Annotated in this window: 25 protein-coding genes; 9 read left to right on the top strand and 16 right to left on the bottom strand. The window is 62.9% G+C overall.

Annotated elements, in window-relative coordinates; all coding sequences use genetic code 11:
* Nucleotides 1–349: 349 nt before the first annotated feature.
* Nucleotides 350–760, bottom strand: a complete 411-nt coding sequence (locus IFT87_RS18705) for a DUF3597 domain-containing protein (protein WP_192191578.1) — start codon at nucleotides 758–760, stop codon at nucleotides 350–352.
* A 140-nt stretch (nucleotides 761–900) separates the two neighbouring features.
* On the opposite strand from IFT87_RS18705, the gene IFT87_RS18700 reads away from it, so the two are divergent.
* Entirely contained in the window at nucleotides 901–1,497 is a 597-nt protein-coding gene (locus IFT87_RS18700; RefSeq protein ID WP_192191577.1) for a DUF4142 domain-containing protein, read from the top strand.
* Nucleotides 1,498–1,597: 100 nt separating this feature from the next.
* Nucleotides 1,598–1,774 (top strand): hypothetical protein, encoded by a 177-nt coding sequence (locus IFT87_RS18695; RefSeq protein ID WP_192191576.1) that lies wholly within the window; start codon nucleotides 1,598–1,600, stop codon nucleotides 1,772–1,774.
* Nucleotides 1,775–2,135: 361 nt separating this feature from the next.
* On the opposite strand, the gene IFT87_RS18690 is transcribed toward IFT87_RS18695, so the two are convergent.
* Together IFT87_RS18690 and IFT87_RS20595 are read right to left on the bottom strand one after the other, a co-directional pair.
* Nucleotides 2,136–2,816 carry a LysR substrate-binding domain-containing protein gene (locus IFT87_RS18690; protein ID WP_249403457.1) on the bottom strand — a complete coding sequence of 227 codons (681 nt, stop codon included), beginning with the start codon at nucleotides 2,814–2,816 and terminating at the stop codon, nucleotides 2,136–2,138.
* On the bottom strand, nucleotides 2,813–3,043 hold the full coding sequence (locus IFT87_RS20595; RefSeq protein ID WP_249403456.1) for a helix-turn-helix domain-containing protein: 231 nt from the start codon (nucleotides 3,041–3,043) through the stop codon (nucleotides 2,813–2,815). Before IFT87_RS20595 ends, IFT87_RS18690 begins: the two co-directional genes overlap by 4 nt.
* Before the next feature lie 156 nt (nucleotides 3,044–3,199).
* Here IFT87_RS20595 and IFT87_RS18685 point away from each other — a divergent pair, with 156 nt between their 5' ends.
* From IFT87_RS18685 to IFT87_RS18675, 3 genes are read left to right on the top strand one after another with little or no spacing between them, the layout of a single operon-like run.
* Nucleotides 3,200–3,670, top strand: a complete 471-nt coding sequence (locus IFT87_RS18685; RefSeq protein WP_249403455.1) for a (R)-mandelonitrile lyase — start codon at nucleotides 3,200–3,202, stop codon at nucleotides 3,668–3,670.
* Between the two features lie 4 nt (nucleotides 3,671–3,674).
* On the top strand, nucleotides 3,675–4,004 hold the full coding sequence (locus tag IFT87_RS18680; RefSeq protein ID WP_197975363.1) for a tautomerase family protein: 330 nt from the start codon (nucleotides 3,675–3,677) through the stop codon (nucleotides 4,002–4,004).
* Nucleotides 3,976–4,731 (top strand): SDR family NAD(P)-dependent oxidoreductase, encoded by a 756-nt coding sequence (locus tag IFT87_RS18675; protein WP_192191575.1) that lies wholly within the window; start codon nucleotides 3,976–3,978, stop codon nucleotides 4,729–4,731. Before IFT87_RS18680 ends, IFT87_RS18675 begins: the two co-directional genes overlap by 29 nt.
* Nucleotides 4,732–4,887: 156 nt before the next feature.
* On the opposite strand, the gene IFT87_RS18670 is transcribed toward IFT87_RS18675, so the two are convergent.
* The 3 genes from IFT87_RS18670 to IFT87_RS18660 form a co-directional block, all read right to left on the bottom strand.
* Nucleotides 4,888–5,247 carry a hypothetical protein gene (locus IFT87_RS18670; protein ID WP_192191574.1) on the bottom strand — a complete coding sequence of 120 codons (360 nt, stop codon included), beginning with the start codon at nucleotides 5,245–5,247 and terminating at the stop codon, nucleotides 4,888–4,890.
* Between the two features lie 98 nt (nucleotides 5,248–5,345).
* Complete coding sequence (locus tag IFT87_RS18665) at nucleotides 5,346–5,735, bottom strand: type II toxin-antitoxin system VapC family toxin (protein WP_192191573.1); 390 nt, start codon at nucleotides 5,733–5,735, stop codon at nucleotides 5,346–5,348.
* Entirely contained in the window at nucleotides 5,732–5,974 is a 243-nt protein-coding gene (locus IFT87_RS18660) for an AbrB/MazE/SpoVT family DNA-binding domain-containing protein (protein ID WP_192191572.1), read from the bottom strand. The genes IFT87_RS18665 and IFT87_RS18660 overlap by 4 nt, the downstream gene beginning before the upstream one ends.
* A gap of 233 nt (nucleotides 5,975–6,207) precedes the next feature.
* Here IFT87_RS18660 and IFT87_RS18655 point away from each other — a divergent pair, with 233 nt between their 5' ends.
* Nucleotides 6,208–7,254 (top strand): site-specific integrase, encoded by a 1,047-nt coding sequence (locus IFT87_RS18655; RefSeq protein ID WP_192191571.1) that lies wholly within the window; start codon nucleotides 6,208–6,210, stop codon nucleotides 7,252–7,254.
* Nucleotides 7,255–7,716: 462 nt separating this feature from the next.
* The gene (locus IFT87_RS18650) at nucleotides 7,717–7,971 is read left to right on the top strand and encodes a hypothetical protein (protein ID WP_192191570.1); all 255 of its coding nucleotides are present in this window, start codon (nucleotides 7,717–7,719) and stop codon (nucleotides 7,969–7,971) included.
* 287 nt (nucleotides 7,972–8,258) lie between these two features.
* Here the strand turns inward: IFT87_RS18650 and IFT87_RS18645 are convergent, their stop codons facing one another.
* Nucleotides 8,259–8,480 carry a hypothetical protein gene (locus IFT87_RS18645; protein ID WP_192191569.1) on the bottom strand — a complete coding sequence of 74 codons (222 nt, stop codon included), beginning with the start codon at nucleotides 8,478–8,480 and terminating at the stop codon, nucleotides 8,259–8,261.
* A gap of 73 nt (nucleotides 8,481–8,553) precedes the next feature.
* On the opposite strand from IFT87_RS18645, the gene IFT87_RS21090 reads away from it, so the two are divergent.
* Both IFT87_RS21090 and IFT87_RS18640 read left to right on the top strand, forming a co-directional pair.
* Nucleotides 8,554–8,733 carry a recombinase family protein gene (locus IFT87_RS21090; protein ID WP_446740639.1) on the top strand — a complete coding sequence of 60 codons (180 nt, stop codon included), beginning with the start codon at nucleotides 8,554–8,556 and terminating at the stop codon, nucleotides 8,731–8,733.
* Between the two features lie 9 nt (nucleotides 8,734–8,742).
* Nucleotides 8,743–9,273 carry a helix-turn-helix domain-containing protein gene (locus IFT87_RS18640; protein ID WP_446740638.1) on the top strand — a complete coding sequence of 177 codons (531 nt, stop codon included), beginning with the start codon at nucleotides 8,743–8,745 and terminating at the stop codon, nucleotides 9,271–9,273.
* A gap of 7 nt (nucleotides 9,274–9,280) precedes the next feature.
* Here the strand turns inward: IFT87_RS18640 and IFT87_RS18635 are convergent, their stop codons facing one another.
* From IFT87_RS18635 to IFT87_RS18600, 9 genes are all read right to left on the bottom strand, one after another.
* The gene (locus IFT87_RS18635) at nucleotides 9,281–9,730 is read right to left on the bottom strand and encodes a hypothetical protein (RefSeq protein ID WP_192191568.1); all 450 of its coding nucleotides are present in this window, start codon (nucleotides 9,728–9,730) and stop codon (nucleotides 9,281–9,283) included.
* A 103-nt stretch (nucleotides 9,731–9,833) separates the two neighbouring features.
* The gene (locus tag IFT87_RS18630; protein ID WP_192191567.1) at nucleotides 9,834–10,037 is read right to left on the bottom strand and encodes a DUF5818 domain-containing protein; all 204 of its coding nucleotides are present in this window, start codon (nucleotides 10,035–10,037) and stop codon (nucleotides 9,834–9,836) included.
* Nucleotides 10,038–10,051: 14 nt separating this feature from the next.
* On the bottom strand, nucleotides 10,052–10,252 hold the full coding sequence (gene rpsU, locus IFT87_RS18625; protein WP_031393196.1) for a 30S ribosomal protein S21: 201 nt from the start codon (nucleotides 10,250–10,252) through the stop codon (nucleotides 10,052–10,054).
* A gap of 172 nt (nucleotides 10,253–10,424) precedes the next feature.
* Nucleotides 10,425–10,616 carry a hypothetical protein gene (locus IFT87_RS18620; protein ID WP_192191566.1) on the bottom strand — a complete coding sequence of 64 codons (192 nt, stop codon included), beginning with the start codon at nucleotides 10,614–10,616 and terminating at the stop codon, nucleotides 10,425–10,427.
* A gap of 623 nt (nucleotides 10,617–11,239) precedes the next feature.
* A complete protein-coding gene (locus IFT87_RS18615; protein ID WP_192191565.1) occupies nucleotides 11,240–13,489 on the bottom strand; it encodes a glycosyltransferase family 4 protein in 2,250 nt (749 codons plus the stop codon).
* A complete protein-coding gene (locus IFT87_RS20180) occupies nucleotides 13,486–14,586 on the bottom strand; it encodes a zinc-dependent alcohol dehydrogenase (protein ID WP_197975361.1) in 1,101 nt (366 codons plus the stop codon). Before IFT87_RS20180 ends, IFT87_RS18615 begins: the two co-directional genes overlap by 4 nt.
* The gene (locus IFT87_RS20175; protein ID WP_197975360.1) at nucleotides 14,579–16,642 is read right to left on the bottom strand and encodes a glycosyltransferase; all 2,064 of its coding nucleotides are present in this window, start codon (nucleotides 16,640–16,642) and stop codon (nucleotides 14,579–14,581) included. The genes IFT87_RS20180 and IFT87_RS20175 overlap by 8 nt, the downstream gene beginning before the upstream one ends.
* Nucleotides 16,639–18,837 carry a UDP-galactopyranose mutase gene (gene glf / locus IFT87_RS18605; protein ID WP_192191604.1) on the bottom strand — a complete coding sequence of 733 codons (2,199 nt, stop codon included), beginning with the start codon at nucleotides 18,835–18,837 and terminating at the stop codon, nucleotides 16,639–16,641. The genes IFT87_RS20175 and glf overlap by 4 nt, the downstream gene beginning before the upstream one ends.
* Nucleotides 18,838–19,047: 210 nt before the next feature.
* Complete coding sequence (locus tag IFT87_RS18600) at nucleotides 19,048–20,049, bottom strand: glycosyltransferase family 4 protein (protein WP_342211205.1); 1,002 nt, start codon at nucleotides 20,047–20,049, stop codon at nucleotides 19,048–19,050.
* Between the last annotated feature and the right edge of the window lie 27 nt (nucleotides 20,050–20,076).

Below are 20,076 nucleotides of genomic sequence, written 5' to 3'. Positions count from 1 at the left end.
ATCCCGTCGTCACGTGGCTACAGCACGGCGATAACATCGACGGCATAACTCGGGACCGCATGTGATGCGGAGACGAGGAAACAAGTGAGCCGGTCCTGTGGCAATTGCCATCTCCGTGATGATCGTGGCACTCGTAGTCACGATCTGCTGGCTCGCCGCACGTGGCTTTCACAAAGAGCCGAATAGACCACTGCGTGGTAGTCAGACGCTGCCAGCTCAGGCAGCGCAGGGGACGGTAGCAGTAGCGCCTCCGAACGCTAGCCCAGCTCGCTAAATTGAGGACGGTTAAGCCAGCAGTCTAAGGCCGAAGGGGACCGCACAGGGTGCGGTCCCCTTCGGATTGGGCGCGTTAGTTGCGCAGGCTGTCTGGAACGATACCGCCGTTATCGGAAAGCTTCTGCATCACTGCCTTGTGAAGAGCGATGTTCTGCTCGGCTGAGCCGTCGGCGGCTGCATGGACGTTGAGTTCGCTGGCAAGCTCCTTGCGAGCCGTCAGACTGGAATCCAGGTCCAGCAGCTTTAGAAGATCGACGATCGAGCTCTGGTAGTTGCCGCCGCCATCTTTCATCGATGCCATCTCGCTAAGGACAGCACCGACGTCGACGGACTGCTGAGGCGCCGTTCGGGCGGGCTGAGCGGCAACGGTTGGGGCGGCCTGTGGTGAAGCCTGCGGCGCAGTGGCAGGAGCCGGAGTGGGCGTTGCGGCTGGCGCGGACTTGTGGTGGAAAACTTTGTTCATGATCGTGCTGAAGATGCTCATAACCGTGTCCCAATAAGCCGGCAGCTGTGCCGGCAGACATCCAGAACGAACGCGCCTTATGATCGGTCCGTAGCTCGTTGCTGGTGCGGAACGGTCCTTCGAAGGCACGCGTTAAGCGGGCAGCGGCAATATGCAAGCAGATGGAGACGATGATGAACTTCAAGACCCTGGCACTAGTGTCGGTAGCGGCCCTGTCATTGGCCGCGTGCGGCAAGAAGGCCGAAGATACGACTGCCCTCGATAACAGCACTTATGCCAACACGCCCGCCACGGACGTGAACGCAGCTGGTTTCAATGATGCGATGGCAGCACCGGCCTCAGGTGGACAGGCCTTCGCCAACATGGCGGCTGCAAGCGATGCGTTCGAGATCGAGACCTCGAAGCTGGCCGTAACCAACGGCGCATCTGCTGCGGTAAAGAAGTTCGCTGGCCAGATGATCACCGCACATGAGGGGTCGACTGCAAAGCTGAATGCCCTGACCGCGACGCTGTCACCAACTTTGACGCCCAACCCGGCGCTGAATGCCGAGCAACAGCAGAAGCTTGCCGATCTGAAGACCAAGCAGGGCACTGATTTCGACACCGCATACGCGGCTGCCCAGGTCGCCGGGCATCAGCAGACGCTCGATACGCTCAAGGGATATGCTGCGACTGGCGACGTGCCGCAGTTGAAGACGTTCGCAGCGGGCTTGGCACCGACGGTTGCAGCGCATCTCAACATGGCAAAAGCCCTTTAGTCCTTGGTTGGGTCTTAGGCGATGATGTATGAAGCCAAGAGGTGCACGTATTGTACCTCTTGGCTTTGCATGACGAGGGGCTAAACGACCTCAATCTGCAATGGCATTCTCGCGCAGAGGAATGGTCTGGCGGCCGGACATTCAGGAGCGCAAGCTGAGCCACTCCGGGATGGTGAACCTGCGCTACAAGAGCTGTTGGAAGCGCCGGTGGCTTGACCGCTTCCTTGGCTGGCTTGGCGAAGAGCTACCCTATTGCGAGGTGCGCTACCCGTTCTGAACCGTGGCGATCGGATTTATTTGGCTGCCCTAAGCTGCCCCTCATCGACATCGGCCTTTTCTTCCGCATCGACGCCGCGTTCAAGCCTGGCCTCATCTGCGGCGAGTGCCGCCGCATCCTAATTAGTGATGCCAAACCTGGCCGCGACGTCGGGGCGAAGCGCAGCGGGTCTGGTCGAGCCGCAGGAGGCTAGCTGCTCGGTCCAGCGCATCCGTCGTTTCAAAGCGGCAAGTTCATTCATTGCGCTGTGGGGTACGATCTTTATCGCTTGCCGTCATTGCCCGTCTCTGTCGCTGATCTCCTAAGTTTCGGATGTCGCATATGTTGCCGCTTTTGCGACAATCGCGAGAAACTTGGTCGCTCAGCTCCGTAGGGGTTGCACTTCTTTAATGAGATCTATCAGTAGGCGCAGCCCGGTGGGGAGGTGCCGGCGCCCAGAATAATAGGCGTGGAAGCCGCTGCCTGCGCTCGCCCAGTCCTCAAGAATCGGTTGCAATGCTCCGCTGTCCAGATGCGGGCTAAGGGCGGCTTCCGTCGCGTAGACGATGCCCGCGCCACACAGTCCGAATGCTATGGCAGCCTGGCTGCCATCGACCGTTAGCGGGCCGGGTGTCGCAATGGCGCATTCGTTACCGTCACGCTCGAACTCCCACTGATAAACCTGATTGTTCCCCAGGCGAATGCCAACGCATCGATGGTTTTGCAGGTCCTGCGGACTAGACGGTGCGCCAAAACGAGTAAGGTATGTCGGTGAGGCTGCCGCAATCCAGCGCAGGTCCGGAGACAGCCGCTGCGCGATCATGTCCTCGGGCACCGTGCCGCCATAGCGGATGCCGGCATCGAAGCCGCTGCCGACGACATCGATCATGCGATTGCTCACGCTGATGTCGATCGCGACCTCTGGGTAGCGATCCACGAAGACCGGCATGACCGGCTTGAGCAGCAGCTCGACTGCATCCTCAAGAACATTGATCCTGACGCGGCCGGCTGGGGCATCGCAGTAGCGGTCCAGGGTTTCGCCCGCCGCAGCGATGACTTTCATGGAGCCTCGATGGTCGCTCGAAGCTCCTCACCCGCCGCGGTAAGAGTGACGCTGCGCGTCGTCCTGTTCAATAGTCGAACACCGCGACGCCCCTCTAGCGCCGTAATCGCGTGGCTGAGGGCAGAGGTAGTAACGCCCATTGAGGTCGCCGCCCGACGAAAGCTGCCATGCCTGGCAATCGCCAGAAAATAGGCGAAGTCCGCCAGGTCTGCTCGGCTCAGTTGCATGACGACTCCCTACACCATTGTTGAACATCGTTCATCGGCTCGTTGCGGGCGGGGCCGGTAATGCTGGCGCGTGCAGCACCCTAAATCGTGGTTCGAGACGCTCGTCATCGCGACGATCGGCTGATTGGAAGGGCGGCAACCATGATGAGGATCAGCATGTACCTCGCCACGCTGCTGCTGCCCGTAGGCGCGCAGGCGCAGCAAGGAGCGACCGACATGAGTATTGAACGTAAAGCGGATATGAAAACCGTCGACGGCCTTGCGGAGTATTTCACCGGCAAGGCCACCATCACCGGTCAATTCCAGCGCGATGAGCCATCGCGTGTCTCCGGGGCCATCGTTCACTTCGAGCCCGGTGCGCGCACCGCGTGGCACACCCATCCCGCCGGTCAGACGCTGATCGTGACCGAGGGCGTCGGCTGGACCCAGATTACGGGTGGACAGAAGCTGGAATTCCACGCGGGCGATATCCTGTGGTGCCCCGCCGAACATAAGCACTGGCATGGCGCGACGCCGCATGAAGGCATGACCCATGTCGCTATCCAGGAAGTGGTCAACGCTACGCCGGTAACTTGGATGGAAAAGGTGACGGACGAGGAATATTCCGCACCGCTTGGCACGGAGTAAAATCATGCCGCACGTCATCGTAAAGCTCTGGCCCGGCAAGTCTCGCGATCAGAAGCAGCGCCTGACCGAGACGATTACGCGCGGCGTAATGGAGGCGCTTGAATATGGCGAGGACGCGGTGTCGGTTGCCTTTGACGAGGTCGCTCCCGCTGAGTGGACGCTTGGTGTACGAGCCCGACGTCGCTCGAAAGCGGGCCACTTTGACCAAACAGCCCGGCTACGGCGAGCCGTCCCTCTAAGTCGCCGGATCGATCACGACCGCCTGATCGGTCAACACTTCCCCATACAACCGGAAAGGTTTTCCAATGTCGGACAATCATCGTTTCAGCGGTAAGGTCGCCTGCATTACAGGTGCTGCCAGTGGCATCGGCCGTGCCACGGCCGTCGCCTTCGCGGCCGAGGGCGCGCGTGTCGCCATCCTGGACCGCACGGAGGACGCCCTGTCCGAAACCGCCGATGCTGTGAGCAAGGTTGGGGCTGAAGCCTTGATCATCGCTTGCGACGTGTCCCAGCCCGACCAAGTGGAGGCAGCGGTCGGCCGGGTGGTCGAGACCTTTGGCCAACTTGACATCGCCTTCAACAATGCTGGTGTTGAGAACAAGGCTGCGCCTGTCCACGAGATCGAACTGGCCGAGTGGGACCGTATCCTCGACATCAACCTGCGCGGCACCTTCATTTGCATGAAGCACGAACTGGCGCAGATGGTACGTCAGGGCAGCGGTGTGATCGTCAACACCTCCTCAGGCGCCGGCGTCCGCGGGGTAGCGGGTGGCGCGTCCTACACCGCGTCCAAACACGCTATCATCGGCCTGACCAAAGCTGCGGCGCTCGATTATGCCAAGCAGAACATTCGCGTGAATGCGGTGCTACCGGGCAACATCGAAACGCCGATGATGGATCGCTTCACGGACGGCGACATGCAGAAGGCGACCGATCTTGAGCCGGTCGGGCGCTTGGGCAAGCCTGAGGAAATTGCGGATGCTGTGCTTTGGATGAGTGCTGATCTGGGCGCGTTCGTCACCGGCGCCGCAGTGTCCGTCGACGGGGGCTGGTCTCTCTGACCAAAGATGATGGTGCGGGCTCTTAGCCCGCACTTCACTGTTCGAAGTGAACCGGCCACTTTCGTGCTCCAGCATGATAATGTCGGTCGACCTGCACGAGCGTCCGAAACAGGGAAGCTATCCAGCCAGTCGTCAGCATACAGGACGATCCGACGGCTATTTGCCGTTCAAGGCGCGCTTGGCTTCGAACACTGCATCCGCGGCTTGGCCACCAACCCGGTCTACATCTCGGTTGAACTGATCAACGACACGCGGCGCTGTCAGGCCGTCGAGCCCCTTGCGTAGGAGCCGTTGATACTCCTGCCGAGAGTTGGCCTTGGCAAATGTCCGAGCCTTAAATTCTGACAGTGCGGCTTCGAATTTGAGGCGATCCTTGGGGCCAAGGTCGGACTTCGCTGCGCGTAGTGTCTGATCGAAGGTCGCAGCGCTGCTCCCGTCGATAACGGTCGGCGCGCTAGCGCCGACGCCGCAGGCGGAGACGAGCAAGCACGCGGATAGCACGATGAGGGGTCGCATATGATCACTCCTTGATTGCGACGTATAATAGCTCGGCCTATCAGAGCGCTGCGATCTAGTTGTCACGCTGCTCCGGTCCCCTTCTGCACATGACGTAATTAGCGGATGACCACGACCTTGGCACCTGCATCGCCAGCAATATCCTTCCAGGCCTTGTCCGCGGTGTAGGCCGGTGCGCTGACCCGTCTGGCCAACGCCAGGCAAAAGCGATCGCCCAGCGACAATCCGGCGGATGCGGTCACCGATCGCAGGCCGCCAGCCTCCCAGGCCAGCGCATCGTCGGCGGGCACCACTATATAGGGGAGGGCACCGAGCATGGCGCGGATGTCCTCGAGCGGCGCACCGAGATGAACAAAGTGGCTGATCACCTCGGCCTGATTGACCGCGCAGACCGACGCGTCCGCGATCACGCCGGCAACCTTGCTTGCACCGCGCTCGCCTTTGAGGAGTGCGAGGATTGCCGAGGCATCGAGCACGACATGAGTCATTCACCGCTCTCCGCCCGCCGCGTCGCAAGGAAGGCGTCAACCGAGGCATCGGGATGCTGGGCGTACCGTTTGGCAATCGCCTGCGCCTTTGCCACAGCCTGATCTACCGTACGCAGGATGACACCCTCTGGTGTTTCCTCAACTAGTACTGCGCCACCGCCTTCCAGCCCCAGCCGCTTACGGATGCCCACAGGAAGACTCATGCGACCGTTGGGCGTGATGTTAACCTGAAGTGTCATGTGTCATTCTCTGCTTTAGGTGGCGTTACTGCAGCATAGTACCACAGAACTGACCACAGGGGGACGGGATCTATCCGCGTCCAATCACCCCCGAATGCCAAAATAGTTACTAGCGATAATCTGTATTCCCACTAGCTAGGTGGGTCGTTACAACCGGGCAGCCAAAACAACAAACTCGGGTGAAAAATGTGCATGGTGATGCCGAAACACCCCAATGCCGGATCGCGACCGCGATGATCGAAGGCGGCTCTTCGAATGATAGGGTGGACGAGCAGGGTCTGACCCTGATCGAGGATCGTGCCGTGCAGCCGTGGCTGCCCGATCTCACTGTCGACGATCAATCCCGCGTGGACGATTTCATCACACGCGCCTCGGCCAGCGCGACTCTGCGCGCCTATCGCTCCGACTGGAAACTTTTCTGTGCATGGTGCGAAATGCGCGGCTACCAGGCGCTGCCGGCCAGCCCCCAGGTTACCGCCGCCTTTCTCACCGAACTTGCTACTACCGGCAGCAGTCATTCAAATGGGCGATCACTCTCGAAAGCGTCGATCGGGCGACGGCTAGCGGCGATCGTGTTCGCGCACCGTGCAGCCCAGGTTGAACCACCGACGACGCAGGCCGGAGCCGCGGCACTCGAGAAGGTCATGCGCGGTATCCGCAATACCAAACGCGGTGAGCGGCCGGCCAAGAAGCGGCCTGCCGATGGTGACGTGCTGCGCGACATGGTGCGCACGATCACCGGGACGAGCCTGCAGGATTATCGCGACCGGGCGCTGCTCAGTCTGGGCATGATGGGGGCCTTCCGGCGGTCCGAGCTGGTGGCGATCAACGTTGCGCATGTAAGCGAAGATCCGCGCGGGCTGATCATCCATATTCCGGTGTCTAAGGGTGACCAGGAGGGCAGGGGGCAGTCGGTCGCCATTCTCGATGGTCGGCGCATGGAGCCGGTGCGGCATTATCGTGCCTGGCTCGATGTCGCAGCGATCAGTAGCGGGCCGCTCTTTCGACGGCTGACCCCGCATGGTCGTTTGACCGTCCATGGCCTCAGTCCGCAGACCGTGGCGCTGGTCGTGAAAGCGCGCGCGGCCGCGGCGGGCTACGATCCCGCCCTCTTTGCCGGGCATAGTTTGCGGGCCGGCTTCCTGACCGAGGCGGGGCGACAGGGCGCCAACCTGTTCAAGATGAAGGAGCATAGCCGGCACAAGTCGCTCGAGATGCTCAGCGAATATGTCCGCGATCAGGAAGCCTTTCGCGATCATGCTGCCGAGCGGTTCGCTTGATACGACGAAGTGTCTCTTCAGCGCTGATCCGGATGGCTGGTCGCGCCTCCTGAAACAAAACCACGCGATGCGCTTTATGCCGCCAGAGCACTGATGCTCGTGGTTTCAACGACAGTCCAAGACGGCAACTCGCCGACGTTTTTGAGGCATGCCCGTAGCGCACATGGCTGCCAGACGTCTGGATCGGCGCCGAAAGCGGGACCCCATTCTGAACGGGGCAACCACCTGTCGTCATTCGGAAAGTATGGGTTCTGAAGGAGGCCCGATCGGCGTCGATCGGGGCCCCTGCTACGTGAAGCTTCGACGCGAATTGAATAGCTTGGCAAAGTCTATCGAGATCTTACTTTCGGCGCCGATCCGCACCTCAGCGAATGGCCGGTTGACGGCCCATTCGGATATCCGTCCTTTGAAGCTACGTCATCATCACATTCGTCAAGAACAGTAACGAGCCGTCGCGGGCGGGTGTCGCGTATCATCCGCCAGTTCGCAACCGACAGGTTTCTCGAATCGTTTGGTTTGTTGAAGGATAGCAACATGATGACCGCCTCGCAAGACGAAGAACCTGGTTTTGAAACCGACGTCAACGAACTGCCGGACGACAAAGGGCCGGAAGATACCCTTGAGGATAAGCCAATCGCTGATGAACAAAATTCAAACGATCTTAAGGACGCACAGAATGAAGGAGCGGAAGAACGAAAAGAAGGCGGCTTACACTGACATAGTCAAGATAGGCCCGGAGCGTAACCCGCCCCGGGCCAGTTTACTGCTAACATTTCGAACGTACTTTGGTGCTAAAGCGCCACATCTGAATTCGTCAGCAGAGTCGGTGGCCTTCAATGCAGCCGGCGGCCATGCTTTTAAGGCATTATGCAACAAAGGCGTTGCTTTGACATCGGTGGCTCGCTCATCTTTTGCCTGACGATCAGATTTTGGATTGTGATGACAACCATCCGTCATTTACGTAAGATTTGTAGCGCGGTTGAACGTGTTGGAGCACCAGATCCTTAATTGGCTGCGGCCTCCTTCTTGAGCATCGCGTCCTTGAGCGTATTGCCTGCGATCCCCCCGGCAGCGACCGCGACAACCACGTTCCCTACGAGAAATTCGACGATACCAACGACGCTGCCGAACGCGATCAGCGCCGACGTCGTCACCGGCAGCGCGGCCGTTGCCTTACCGATCGCGACCTTCGCCTCCTGGCGGACAAGCCGAAGCCGTTCGAACACAGGCTCGAGCGATCGCCCTTGATCGACTGCCGCGATTAGGTCGCCCAACGTATACCCAGGAAAGCCGGATGAGATGAGCGAACAGGAAAAGCGGAACACGATCCAGGCCGCGCGGGTGTATCTGCGGGTAAGTGCTGAGGAGCAGTATCTCGCTCGCCAGGAAGCGATAGTCGCCGGGGCGCGAACAGCTGGATACTATGTGGCAGCAGTTTACCGGGAAAAGGCATCGGGCGCTCAACCGGACCGGCCATAACTGCTGCGCATGGTTGCCGACCTCCAGCCTGGTGAGGTGGTCGTCGCGGAGAGGATCGACCGGATCAGTCGTCTGCCTTTGCCCGAGGCGGAGTTGTTGGTGGCGACGATCAGAGGGAAGGGAGCTCGGCTCGCGGTGCCGGGGATCGTTGATCTGTCCGACCTCGTTGCCGATAGTTCTGGTGCTGCCCGGATCGTGCTCGAGGCGGTGCAGGATATGCCGTCACGGGTAGCGCTACAGACCGCCCGCGACGATTACGAGACCCGTCGTGAACGCCAGCGCGAAGGGATCGAGATCGCCAAGCGGGAAGGCCGGTATACCGGGCGCAAGCCTGACCTTGCGCACCATCGCCGCATCATCGGGCTTCGTGACGCTGGCATGAGCATTGTAAGAACGGCCGAGCTGGCCGGATGCAGCATTGCACAGGTTAAACGGGTAACGGCCTTGCACCGTGCTAAATCGGGTGGGCTACCGACCAAAAAGGTATCGTCGGAGGACGAATTCTCGTCAAAACTCGTGCTTTCGACGACACCCGAGTAAGCCATCGTTAGGCAGCCTGCGGCAAGCCGGTATCAATGCCTCCACTTGCCGACTTGTCGATGCCGACGGAGTAGAGCTGGGCTGCCGCGAGTAACTGAGTATCTGTCCGGATACGGTAGTCGATCCACCACTTCGCGTCGGTAACATGGGTGCACACTTGGAACTCAGTGCGTTCTGTCGGCGGACTTGCGAGGAGCGCACAAAGGCGGCTGGCTCGCAGCGTTGTCGCCCATGCGATCTGCCGATCGCTGCCGGTAAGCAAGGGCAGGTCCAGGTGGGCAATGGCTGCGCCGTCACGAACGGCCGCTTCTGCCTGCTCGGTCTGCTTGGTCGCGACAAAACATATGCGACAATTGGTCGTCTCCAGCCAGCGAGCTCTCCGCTCCTGCTGGCTGGCGAAGCCGGAAAGATAGTGAATCTGCTCATGTCCACAGGCGTGCGCGATAATCTGTTCCATAATGCAATGATGCTCAGCAACGATTTCCAGGCAACCGGTATGAGTCAGGTTGAATCAGGGATGCGCCAAGTCGTTGGCTTCCGTGCCCGGCGGCTTCAGTCGCTCACGCGGGCGCAACGCCCTCGGCATTAACGAGCCCCGCGCCTACCAACGTGCCGACCAGGCGGACCCGCTTCTCTACCAGATCGACCGGCGTGCGATGCAGTTCCAGTTCGTAGCGACCGCCGAGATCCCGCCGTAGGTAAAAAGCACCGCCGTCGAGGATCAGCGTACCGATCTCATCTATTCGCGTACCGATTCCCGACACAACCCCTTCGCCATTCAATTGTCGCGTTCGGCGCGCTTACGATCCGCCTTCCGGGCACGGCTGACGGCCGCAGCATGTTCCCGTGCACGCTTTTCGGACGGCTTCTCGTAGTGCCGCCGCAGCTTCATTTCCCGGTAAACTCCTTCACGCTGCAGCTTCTTCTTTAGGGCGCGGAGGGCTTGGTCGACATTGTTGTCGCGGACGATGATCTGCATGTTGGTTAGCTCGCAACATATGTGGCTCGGTCGAATCTCAGTCGCTGTATGACCAGAAGCCGACCGTGCCAAGTGATGACATAGCGCCGCATTGGTCGATAAACTGCTCTGTCCGATGGTGAGTTGGCGTAGCGTTGGCATACGGCGTCAGCGCCGCGCGGTCTCGCTGCCTTCAAAGGCTGATATTCCGCCGTGTCATCTCCAAGAACGCCATATCGGCGCTCGGCGTATAAAGCTCGGCTTTGTCGGCCCGATCCAGCAGATCGTTGTCGGCAAAGCCTGTAATACACTTCTCGATCTCGGCAAGGCGTTTGACCGCGCGATCGCCGCGATTGGTGAGCCGTTTCTTTTTTATCTTGGGCACACGTAATCCTACAATGAGGGTCTGGGGGTGGGGAACTCAGCCGTATGGGGTTTTAGATCTTCAGTTGTCGGTTAAAGGCTAGTTGTATGAACCTCTCTCAGACCGAGTCATACCGTCACGCCGCTGCCCAGGAACGATCGGAAGCGGAGCAGTCCACGCTACCCCTTGTTCGAGAGCGTCATCTGCGATCGGCAGATGCTTGGGATGCAATGGCCAGTCAGGGTGAGATGACCGAGCGCTTGGCTCAAGCAAACGCAGAGAACCGAATTAAACAACCTTACCAGCGACGGCCACCAATCGAGAATACGTAGGCCACGACGCCCTGTCGTCGCGATGTGGCACAGGCGAACGGTGCAGATAGGCGTCCGAGAGGGAGCTCATCCGCTAAAAGCGCATACCTTTCGCATTCATAAGAATATGAATTTTCAGGCGGTCCCAATCGGCGCTAATCGAGACCCTTATCATTTTGTTAGATGAGATCACAATCTTTGTAATGCTGGCCGGGGAACCGGTAGTAGGTCTGGCACAACATACTTTACTATTTCATGACGATCGTCACCCGGCGCGATGACGACGGCTTGTTTTGCCGGTAGAAGCTTGTTTTAGCTCAGACTTTCTCTGGATTATGTTTTAAACGACCAAGTCCGAATGACGTCTGCGAGGGCGGCATGCGCGATACGCTCGCTCACGATCACTGAGCAGGCGAGCAGGCCGTTGGGGCAGTAGCGATCGTCGTCCCAGCCGGGATGATCGAGGATCGGATAGAGGCATACGCCCTGGATCGGTACGCCGAGCGATCGGGCGATCTTTACCTCGCGCAGGATCATGCGAAGCCACGCGGGGCGGGCGCTGCCTTCGATGCCGGTCTCGGCGATGAAGATTGGGCGACCATAGCGGGCATAGGCGTCTGCGAGGATCGCGTGGAGTGGGCGGCTGAGGGGGTGGTCGTAAGCTAGCGGTGGTCCACCGTGGATCCACTGGTTGTTATGGTAGAAATTGACACCGACGATATCGAGTAGCGCCGGGTGGCCGCCGATCTGTGGCCAGGCTTTTCCCGCGATCATGTCCCAGGCCTGGTATTGTGCGAGGCGGTGCCCTTCGGCGGCGGGGGCGTCGTGGGGGCGGGCGGGGTTGGTGATAACGTTGATGACCGGGTCGGCGTGCACGAACCTTGCGGCGGGGTCGATCGCGACGATCGCCTCCATCGCGGCGATCGACGCGCGGGCCAGTTGCACCTTCAGTTCGTGGCCGCGGCCATGTGCGAACGGATTAAGATAGGCTGCGTCGCCGCCGCCCCAGGCGAAGAAGGAGATTTCGTTGACGGGGGCGTAGAAGCGAGTCTCGCCCGCATCGGCCGGGCCGATGTGGCGTGCGGCGGCAGCGGCGAAGGCGGCGAAACGGGTGACGAAGGAGGGCGTCCAGATGTCGATGTCGTCGGGCAAGCCGTAATGGAGCAGGTCCCAGATGACTTCTGTGCCGTTCGTCTTGGCGGCTTCGAGCTGTCGGTCGAGGCTGGACCAGTCGTAGCGGCCGGGTTCGCGTTCGATCAAATGCCAGCGCAGGCCGTCGCGGACCGTCAGGAGGCCAAGCTTGGCGAGTTCACTGTAATCGTGCGCGGCAAGGGTGTCGTGATGGCTCGCGGCGATTACGTCGACGCGCTTTCGATCGTGTGCCCGGCGGTGGGTGGAGGATTCGAAGCCGCCTTGGAGGAAGCTGCGGAAAAGCCGGGGTGGAGGTAATACAGCCGGTCGGTCCCCGATCACGTCGGCAAACAATTCCTCCCAGCGGGGGACCACGGCGGCGACGGCGTACTCGGTGTCGACTCTGGCGCGGAGGGCGGTGCCCAGGTGTGTTCGGAGTGCTGCGTTTCCGAGCAGTTTCGTGATTGCAGCGGCGACTGCGGGCGGGCTTTCGTGTGGCACGAACAGGCCGCTCACGCCGTCAACGATCTGTTGTTCGGACCCGTTGTCGCGGGTCGCGATGACGGGGAGGCATGCGGCGCCGGCTTCGGCGATGACGTGCGGCATGCCTTCGCCACGGGAGAGCCAGACGAATATGTCGAGCGCCGCGAGTAGGTCGGGCACGTCGTCGCGATCGCCGAGGAAGGTCAGAGCGGTGTCCAGGCCGAGGGCGTGCGCTCGGTTGCGGAGCGCGACGGCGTATTCGGGGATGAACGCGTCCGGTCCGCCGATCACGACAAAGCGGGCTCCGGGGTAGCGGGCGTGGACGAGCGCGGCGGCCTCGATGAAATCCTCGACGCGCTTCTTCGGGTCGAGCCGGCCTAGCCAGCCAACTAGCGGTACGTCGTCGGCGATGCCGAGTGCCGTACGCACGGGGACGCGTCGGGTGGGATCGAAGGCGCGCGTGTCGACCATCGACGGGATCTCGATCGCGTGGTGCTCGCGCCCGGGCATTCTGCTGGCCGCTGCGTCGCGGATCGACGCGCAGACGCCGACATATCGCGCCGTGAAATGCTTTGGGCCGGCAAGCGCTTCGGAGACGAGGCCGCCATGTTCGATCAACGGTGGGCGGAGGTGCATGCGTTCAAGCGTGGGATAAATGTCCGCGACGTTCTGGCACGAGACGACGATGTCGTACGCTGGCAGCTTGCTCGCGAGGTAGGCGACGGTCTCGTCGAAGCCGAGCGCGTAGGGGGTGCGGTCGACGGGAACGCCGATCGCTTCCAGCTGCTCGTGCGTCTGCTCGGGCATGCCCCCTTTTCGGAAGCAGGCGACGACCTCAATCCTGTAGCGCGTCGGGTCGAGCGCTTGGGCGAGCAGTCGCACTTCCGTCTCCTCGCCGCCGACGACGAGCCATGCGAAGACGAACAGGATGCGGATCGGTCGGGCGTCGGCGGTAAGTGCGGTGCTCAATCGCCGACCTTGAAGACGATCTGGAGGAATTCGGGCCGCTCGCCGACCAGCCGCGCGATGAAGGCGGGCGCGTCGTCATAGGGCACGACATGCGTGATGAGCTGCGCGCGGATTTCGGGGCCGCGGGAGAGCAACAGTTTCACCGTCTCGTTGGCGAGGCGGCGGCGGTCCCATTGGAAGCCGAGCCCGCGGGGGACGCGGTTGATCTGGGCGCAGCGGAGGTTGAGGCCGTTGTGGTGGAACTCCTCGCCGAGCCGCAAACTGTCCGCGCCGCCCTGATAGAAGGCGAGGTCGATCACCGTGCCTTGCGGCCTCAGCGCGCGCATCGCGGCGTGCAGGCTGGCAGCATCGGCGCGGGTCTGGAACACGACGTCCGCGCCGCGGTCGTCGCCGCCGTGGAGCCAGCGGGCCTTAGCGTACGCCCAGGCCTGGTCCTCGGTCATCGCGGTGATGCCGAGGCATTCGGCGCGCAGGCGACGGAAGGGCGAGGGGTCTGCTATCACGACTTCGCTCGCGCCGGCGGCCTGCGCGAACAGGGCGGTCAGCATGCCGGCGATGCCGGCGCCGATCACCAAAGCGGGGCGGCCGCGGATGCCGTCGCCGAGGTTGACGACATTGGGTCCGAGCAATTCTACATCCGCGTGCAGGATGCCGTTGGCGGCGATCGGTCCCATCTGACCGATATAGATGCCGAGGATCGGGTCGAGCTCGGGCGGAAGCTTGGTCAGCAGGTCGTTGAACGGGTCCGCGGTATGGCCGGTCTTGTGCCCGAACACCGTGCCAACGACGTCGCCGTTCGCGAAATCATCGACCCGGCTGTCGCTGACGCGGGCGGATTCCATGTAGCCGAGGAACGGCACCGGATAGTGGGCGCTGGCCTCGCCGGGGACGAACACGCCGCGGCCTGCGTCCCAGCGCGAATGGAGATACGGGTTGCTGTTCTTGACGAAGGTGAGTTCGGTGCCTGCGGAAAACCCGGTGTAGAGCAGATCGAGCCGGACCTGGCCGTCACCCGGAGGCGCTTCGTCATAGCCGAAGAAATAGGCCTGGCCGGGACGTTCGACGCCGAGCGAGCGGACGTGGCGCCACTCAGACATGCGCTACCTCCCGCTCGCGGACGTCGATCGCTCGGCCTTCGGCGGCGGAGCGTTCGATCGCGAGCGCGAGGCGGAGCGTTTCGAGCGCGGCGGGATAGGGGCAGCGGATCCGGTTCTCGCCCCCGCGGACCGCGTCGATGAAGTCGCGATCCTCCAGCACGACGGGATCGCTGCCGGTGCCGCGGACCGGGCGGCCGCGGCCGATGTCGATCATGACGTCGCGGTCGGTCAGTTCGATCGCGAGCCCTTCGCCGAACAGGTGCAGGCCGACGCGGTGGTTCCAGTTGAGCAGGCAGGTGGACGCGAAGTTGGCGATCGCGCCGCTGGCGAAGGTGAGCATCGCGGTGCTCGTGGTGGCGACGTCGAGGCCGGGAAAGGCAGCGCGGTCGACATGGCCCGACTGGCCATAGACGCGGACCACGTCGCCGACGAGATAGCGCGCGAGATCGACGAGATGCGTCGTCTGTTCGAGCATCTGGCCGCCCGATGCGTCCTTCTTCCACCACCAGCGCGGCGGCGGCGTGGAGTCGAGCCAATAGCCGGACAGGAGGCGGGCGGGCGTCGCGGAGAGCAATGCCTTCACCTCGTCCACGGTGTCGAGATAGCGCCAGTGATAGCCGACCGCGGTGACGAGGCCGAGGCGGTCGACGGCTGCCGCGACGTCTTCCGCGGTGCCGAGGTCGAGCGCGACGGGCTTCTCGACGAAGAACGGGAGCTTATGCTCGATCGCGAGGCGTTCGGGTTCGCCGTGCGCGAAGGGGGGCACGCAGATGTAGAGGGCGTCGAGCTCGACGGCGGACAGCATTGCAGCCGCATCGTCGAACGCGCGGGCGCCGAAGCGGGCTGCGGCCTCGGTCGCGCGCGCCATGTCGACGTCGGCGACCGCGACGATCGCGACGTCGTCGAACTGCTCCAGCACGCCGAAATGGCGATTGGCGATGCCGCCTGCGCCGATGAACCCGATCCGTGTCCGCTTCACGCCGTCTCCCTTTGTGTTTTGGTCTTGCACGGCGGCGTAGACCGCGCGCGTGTCGGCGATCATGCGATCGGCCGAGAAAAGGTCTTGCTGGCGTTCGATCGCAGCGCTGGCCATCGATTGCAGGCGCTCGCGGTCGGCCAGCAGCGTGACGACCGCGTCGGCGAAACTGGCCGGGTCGGCGGCGGTTAGGCGACCGGTGACGCCGTCCTCGATCGCTTCGGCATTGCCCGGTGCGACGGTGGCGACGACGGGAAGGCCGGCGGCCAAGGCTTCGAGCGCGACCAGCGGCAGGCCCTCGAATGCCGAGGGTAGGACGAGCAGGTCGGCGAGCGTCATCAGGTCGGCGACGTCGCTGCGGGTGCCGAGCATGCGGACGGTGCCGGCCAGGCCTTTTGCCGCGATCGCGCGTGCGGTCCGGGTGAGCAGCGGGCCTTCGCCGGCGAGCAGCACGATCACGTCCGGGTGCGCTGCGCGGATCGCGGGCAGCGCGTCGAGCAGGAGCGCGTGGCCCTTTTGCTCGGCGAACCGGGCGACCATCAGCAGGACGGGGGCATCGCCGACGCCCCATTCGCCGCGAAGCCCTTCGCGTGACCGCGAGGGTCTGTGCGCACCGACGCCGTTGTGGATCGTCGCGACTAGGGCGGGATCGACGCCGGCCGCGCGGTGGCTGTCGCCGACCGCGTCCGAGACGCAGATCAGGCGTGCGAGCGCGGCCGAGGTCTCGCGGTGCTCGTCGCGCTGCGCGGCGTCGGTGAGGAGATAGGGGAGGTGTTCGGTGCGGATCACCGGCACGCCCGCCGCATTTGCGGCGCGGACCGCGGCATGGCCTTCCCAGCCGATACCGGCATGGACGTGGACAATGTCGGGCGCGGCGCGATCGAGCCAGCGCGCGAGGTCCGCATCGTCGTCGAGCGCCTTGACCGCATAGCCTTTCGCCGCGGCGTGTTCGAGCAGGCCGGTGCCGGCGCGCGCCGCGACGACGATCTCGTCAGCCTCGAGTCCCTCGGCGAGCGTCATCATGTGCGCGCCGACGCCCGACGGGGCGCGGCTGTCGGTCAACAGGCAGATGCGGGTCATTCGGCGGCCAATACGGGGGTTTCGAGAACGGCGGCCTTCGCGACCATGCGGCGATAGGTGGCGAGCGCCTGCCCCACGACCTGGTCCATATTGTAATAGCGATAGGTCGCGAGACGGCCGACGAACGTCACGCCTTCCTCGGCAACGGCGAGCGCCTCGTAGCGTTTGAACAGCGCTTGGTTCTCGGTGCGGGGAATCGGGTAATAGGGATCGCCCTCCGCTCTCGGGAATTCGTAGCTGATGCTGGTCTTGGCGTGCAGTTGCCCGGTCAGATGCTTGTATTCGGTGATGCGCGTCTGCGGCACGGCCTCGTCGGGATAGTTGACGACCGCGACGGGCTGGAACTCCGCGACGTCGTGCGTCTCGTGGCGGAACTGGAGGCTGCGATAGGGCAGCCTGCCGAAGCGGAAGTCGAAATACTCGTCGATCGGGCCGGTGAAAATGATGTGGTCGACGTCGATGCGGTCGATTACGTCGCGATATTCGACGCCGAGGTCGAGCGTGATGCCGGGGTGATCGAGCATCGCCTCGAACATCCGGGTGTAGCCGTTGGCCGGCATCGCCTGGAACGTGTCGGTGAAATAGCGGTCGTCGGTGGACGTGCGGGTCGGGACGCGTGCGGTGACGGCGCGGTCGAGTTCGGACGGGTCGAGGCCCCATTGTTTCCGCGTATAGCCGCGGAAGAACGTCTCGTAGAGATCGCGGCCGACCGCGGCGACGACGACGTCCTCAGACGTGCGGATGTCCTCGACCGATTCCGCGCGGCTGGCGAGGAAGGCGGCGGCTTCCGCGTCGTTTTCGAGCGACAGGCCGTAGAGGGCGTTGAGCGTGGTGCGGTTGATCGGCATCGGCACGAGCTTGTCGTCGACGCTGGCGAGCACGCGGTGTTCGTACGGGCGCCATTCGGTGAAGCGCGAGAGATAGTCGAACACATCGGCGGAATTGGTGTGGAAGATGTGCGGGCCGTAGCGGTGGATCAGCACGCCGGCCGCGTCATATTCGTCATACGCGTTGCCGCCGATGTGCGGGCGGCGGTCGACGACCAGGACGCGCTGGCCGCTGTCGTTCGCGAGCCGTTCGGCGAGGACCGCGCCGGCAAACCCTGCGCCGACGATGAGCGTGTCGTAGCGTTCGCGTTTCGGAGCGGGCGCGTATTTCTTACCGCTCAGGATGCGGTCGATCTCGGTAGCCATGGCGGTTTGCGTGCGGTCCCAGGATTGCGTGGCGAGCAGGCGGTCGGCATCGTCGCGCCATGCACCGTCGCGGGGAAGGGCCAGGGCAGCTTCGCAGGCGGCGACGAACGCGGTCGCGTCGGCGGCGATCGCCACCGCCGCTGCGTCGCCGTAATGGCGGATGACGTCGACGATCGGCGTCGAGACGACGGGCAGGCCACCGGCGAGATATTCGGGGGTCTTGGTCGGGCTGATGAAGCGCGTTGCGGCGTTGATCGCGAACGGCATCAGCGCAACGTCCCAGCCGGACAGATAGGCGGGGAGTTCGCCGTAACCGCGCCCGCCGAGCCAGTGGATGTTGGCGCGGCGCGGCAAATGCGCGGAGTCGATCTTCACGACCGGGCCGATCATCACGAACGACCAGTCGGGCCGCCGGGCGGCGACCGCGTCGAGCAGGGCCAGATCGATGCGTTCGTCGATTACGCCGAAGAATCCTAGCCTCGGCCCGGAGATTTGACGCTGGTCTTCGGGTTCAATGTTGCCGGTACGGGCTTGGGCGAAATGCGCGACGTCGACCGCCGAGGGGAAGGCGTGGACGTCGCCGTGGCGGCCACGCTTGGCTTCGTAGAGGCTGTAGCCGCCGGTGAAGACGAGGTCAGCGCGAGCCAGCAGCCGGGCTTCGCGGTCGAGCAGCGCGGGGTCGGCGAAGCGGAACGCGGACAGTTCGTCCATACAGTCGTAGATCACGGCGGCGGCGTCGAGATGCTCGGCGAACGGGAGCATCATCGGCGTGTAGAACCAGAGCAAGGGCTTCGCGCGAATGCTCGTGGCGACCAGCATGTCGAGCAAGTGCCGCAAGCCCGCTTCGACCTGCTCGGCGTTCCACCAATGCGGCAGACGCGGCCGCAGCGCGACGACGTTGTCGGCGGGGAAGGGGTGGTGTTCGAGGAACGGCAGCGGATGGTCGCAGGGGATGTGCTCTTCCCAGACGAACACACTCTGGTTCTGCGCGAACCGCGTCATCAGATGCTGAGGGCGCTGGGTCACGAAATCCCAGCGGAGATGCGAGAAGCAGATCAGCGGCGGCGGGGCGGCATCGTCGATTGTGGATAGGCTGGAGGTAGGTCCGATACCGTGCACGCTGTTCCAATCCGATAATCCGCGGTTATCCGCGTGAGTGTTCGAACCTAAAACCATGAGCCGGCCGAGTCATCATGGCCGGTCATGTATTTCTTATTGCTTTGCATCATGTATTCGCTCGATAATCTCGCCAAGGCGGGTCACGCTATGCGTCCAGGCCCAACGTTTCAGAACGGCCTCGCGGGGCCGGAATTCGGCCCAGGTTTCTCGCATTGTAAGGATCGCATCGGCAAACCCGTTCGTCGAAGCGTTCATGCCGGTCTCGGGCAGGATAAATTGCAATCCGCACCGCAGGCCGGCGTTAGCGAGCACCGGCAGGCCGGCGAGCATGTATTCGGTCAGGATCGCGGGGGCGCCGTCGTCGATGCCGCAGACGACGCCGAACTTCGCGCGGTTCATCAGCCGATTGATTTCATCGATCGGCACGCCGGGCGGCCCAACAAATTCGATGGACAGATTCTGGTCTCGGGCACGTTGGCGGAGCGCGTCAGCGTCCTCGCCGTAGCCGAACACGCAGAGCGCGCGAACATCGCGTGGCAGTTGCGCGAGCGCGTCGAGCAGGATGTCGTGGCGCTTATACGGTTGCGCGGCGGCGACGTAGATCAGGTCGACATCCTTGGCCGTACCAAGCGGACGGAACTGGTCGATCGCTGCGAACTCGGGGCCGATCGGCAGGATCGCGGTGCGCATGCCGGGGTGACGCGCTTCGACCTCGTCCGACTGCCATTGCGCTCCGGTAATGACGAGGTCGAAATGCGCGCTGACTTCGGACGGAACGCGCAGCGATGGCGCGTCGATCGAATTGTAGAGGATGATACTGTCGGCGCACGCGTCGAGCAACGCGGGTTCGACGCCGAGGCCTAGCACGATCAAAATATGCGGCGCGCCAAACGCCTCGACAAATGCGATCATCTCTGATGATGCGAAGGGTGCGGTCTCATCGTCGATGCGGAACGCCCGTCGGGCCAGCACGGCGTTGTCGCGGCGAAACGGCGGCTCGTCCTCGCCGCGCCAATGATGCCAGATCTCCGCTTGTTCGACGATTCCGGCTGCGACGAGCGCGAGCGGCATTCGCTCGAGATAGCCACCGGTCACATCGACGCTGGCACTGCCATCGCCGGA

It is taken from the genome of Sphingomonas sp. CFBP 8765, assembly GCF_014841445.1.
GTDB lineage: Bacteria > Pseudomonadota > Alphaproteobacteria > Sphingomonadales > Sphingomonadaceae > Sphingomonas > Sphingomonas aerolata.
Note: the sequence above shows the minus strand (reverse complement) of the source record. Positions and strands in the feature narration are given on the sequence as shown.

Bases quoted from the DNA above. Each gene is read 5' to 3' on its own strand.
- IFT87_RS18705 (WP_192191578.1), bottom strand. From the start codon at position 760: ATGAGCATCTTCAGCACGATCATGAACAAAGTTTTCCACCACAAGTCC.
- IFT87_RS18700 (WP_192191577.1), top strand. From the start codon at position 901: ATGGAGACGATGATGAACTTCAAGACCCTGGCACTAGTGTCGGTAGCG.
- IFT87_RS18695 (WP_192191576.1), top strand. From the start codon at position 1,598: ATGGCATTCTCGCGCAGAGGAATGGTCTGGCGGCCGGACATTCAGGAG.
- IFT87_RS18690 (WP_249403457.1), bottom strand. From the start codon at position 2,816: ATGAAAGTCATCGCTGCGGCGGGCGAAACCCTGGACCGCTACTGCGAT.
- IFT87_RS20595 (WP_249403456.1), bottom strand. From the start codon at position 3,043: ATGCAACTGAGCCGAGCAGACCTGGCGGACTTCGCCTATTTTCTGGCG.
- IFT87_RS18685 (WP_249403455.1), top strand. From the start codon at position 3,200: ATGTACCTCGCCACGCTGCTGCTGCCCGTAGGCGCGCAGGCGCAGCAA.
- IFT87_RS18680 (WP_197975363.1), top strand. From the start codon at position 3,675: ATGCCGCACGTCATCGTAAAGCTCTGGCCCGGCAAGTCTCGCGATCAG.
- IFT87_RS18675 (WP_192191575.1), top strand. From the start codon at position 3,976: ATGTCGGACAATCATCGTTTCAGCGGTAAGGTCGCCTGCATTACAGGT.
- IFT87_RS18670 (WP_192191574.1), bottom strand. From the start codon at position 5,247: ATGCGACCCCTCATCGTGCTATCCGCGTGCTTGCTCGTCTCCGCCTGC.
- IFT87_RS18665 (WP_192191573.1), bottom strand. From the start codon at position 5,735: ATGACTCATGTCGTGCTCGATGCCTCGGCAATCCTCGCACTCCTCAAA.
- IFT87_RS18660 (WP_192191572.1), bottom strand. From the start codon at position 5,974: ATGACACTTCAGGTTAACATCACGCCCAACGGTCGCATGAGTCTTCCT.
- IFT87_RS18655 (WP_192191571.1), top strand. From the start codon at position 6,208: ATGATCGAAGGCGGCTCTTCGAATGATAGGGTGGACGAGCAGGGTCTG.
- IFT87_RS21090 (WP_446740639.1), top strand. From the start codon at position 8,554: ATGAGCGAACAGGAAAAGCGGAACACGATCCAGGCCGCGCGGGTGTAT.
- IFT87_RS18640 (WP_446740638.1), top strand. From the start codon at position 8,743: ATGGTTGCCGACCTCCAGCCTGGTGAGGTGGTCGTCGCGGAGAGGATC.
- IFT87_RS18635 (WP_192191568.1), bottom strand. From the start codon at position 9,730: ATGGAACAGATTATCGCGCACGCCTGTGGACATGAGCAGATTCACTAT.
- rpsU (WP_031393196.1), bottom strand. From the start codon at position 10,252: ATGCAGATCATCGTCCGCGACAACAATGTCGACCAAGCCCTCCGCGCC.
- IFT87_RS20180 (WP_197975361.1), bottom strand. From the start codon at position 14,586: ATGTCTGAGTGGCGCCACGTCCGCTCGCTCGGCGTCGAACGTCCCGGC.
- IFT87_RS20175 (WP_197975360.1), bottom strand. From the start codon at position 16,642: ATGACCCGCATCTGCCTGTTGACCGACAGCCGCGCCCCGTCGGGCGTC.
- glf (WP_192191604.1), bottom strand. From the start codon at position 18,837: ATGACGCGGTTCGCGCAGAACCAGAGTGTGTTCGTCTGGGAAGAGCAC.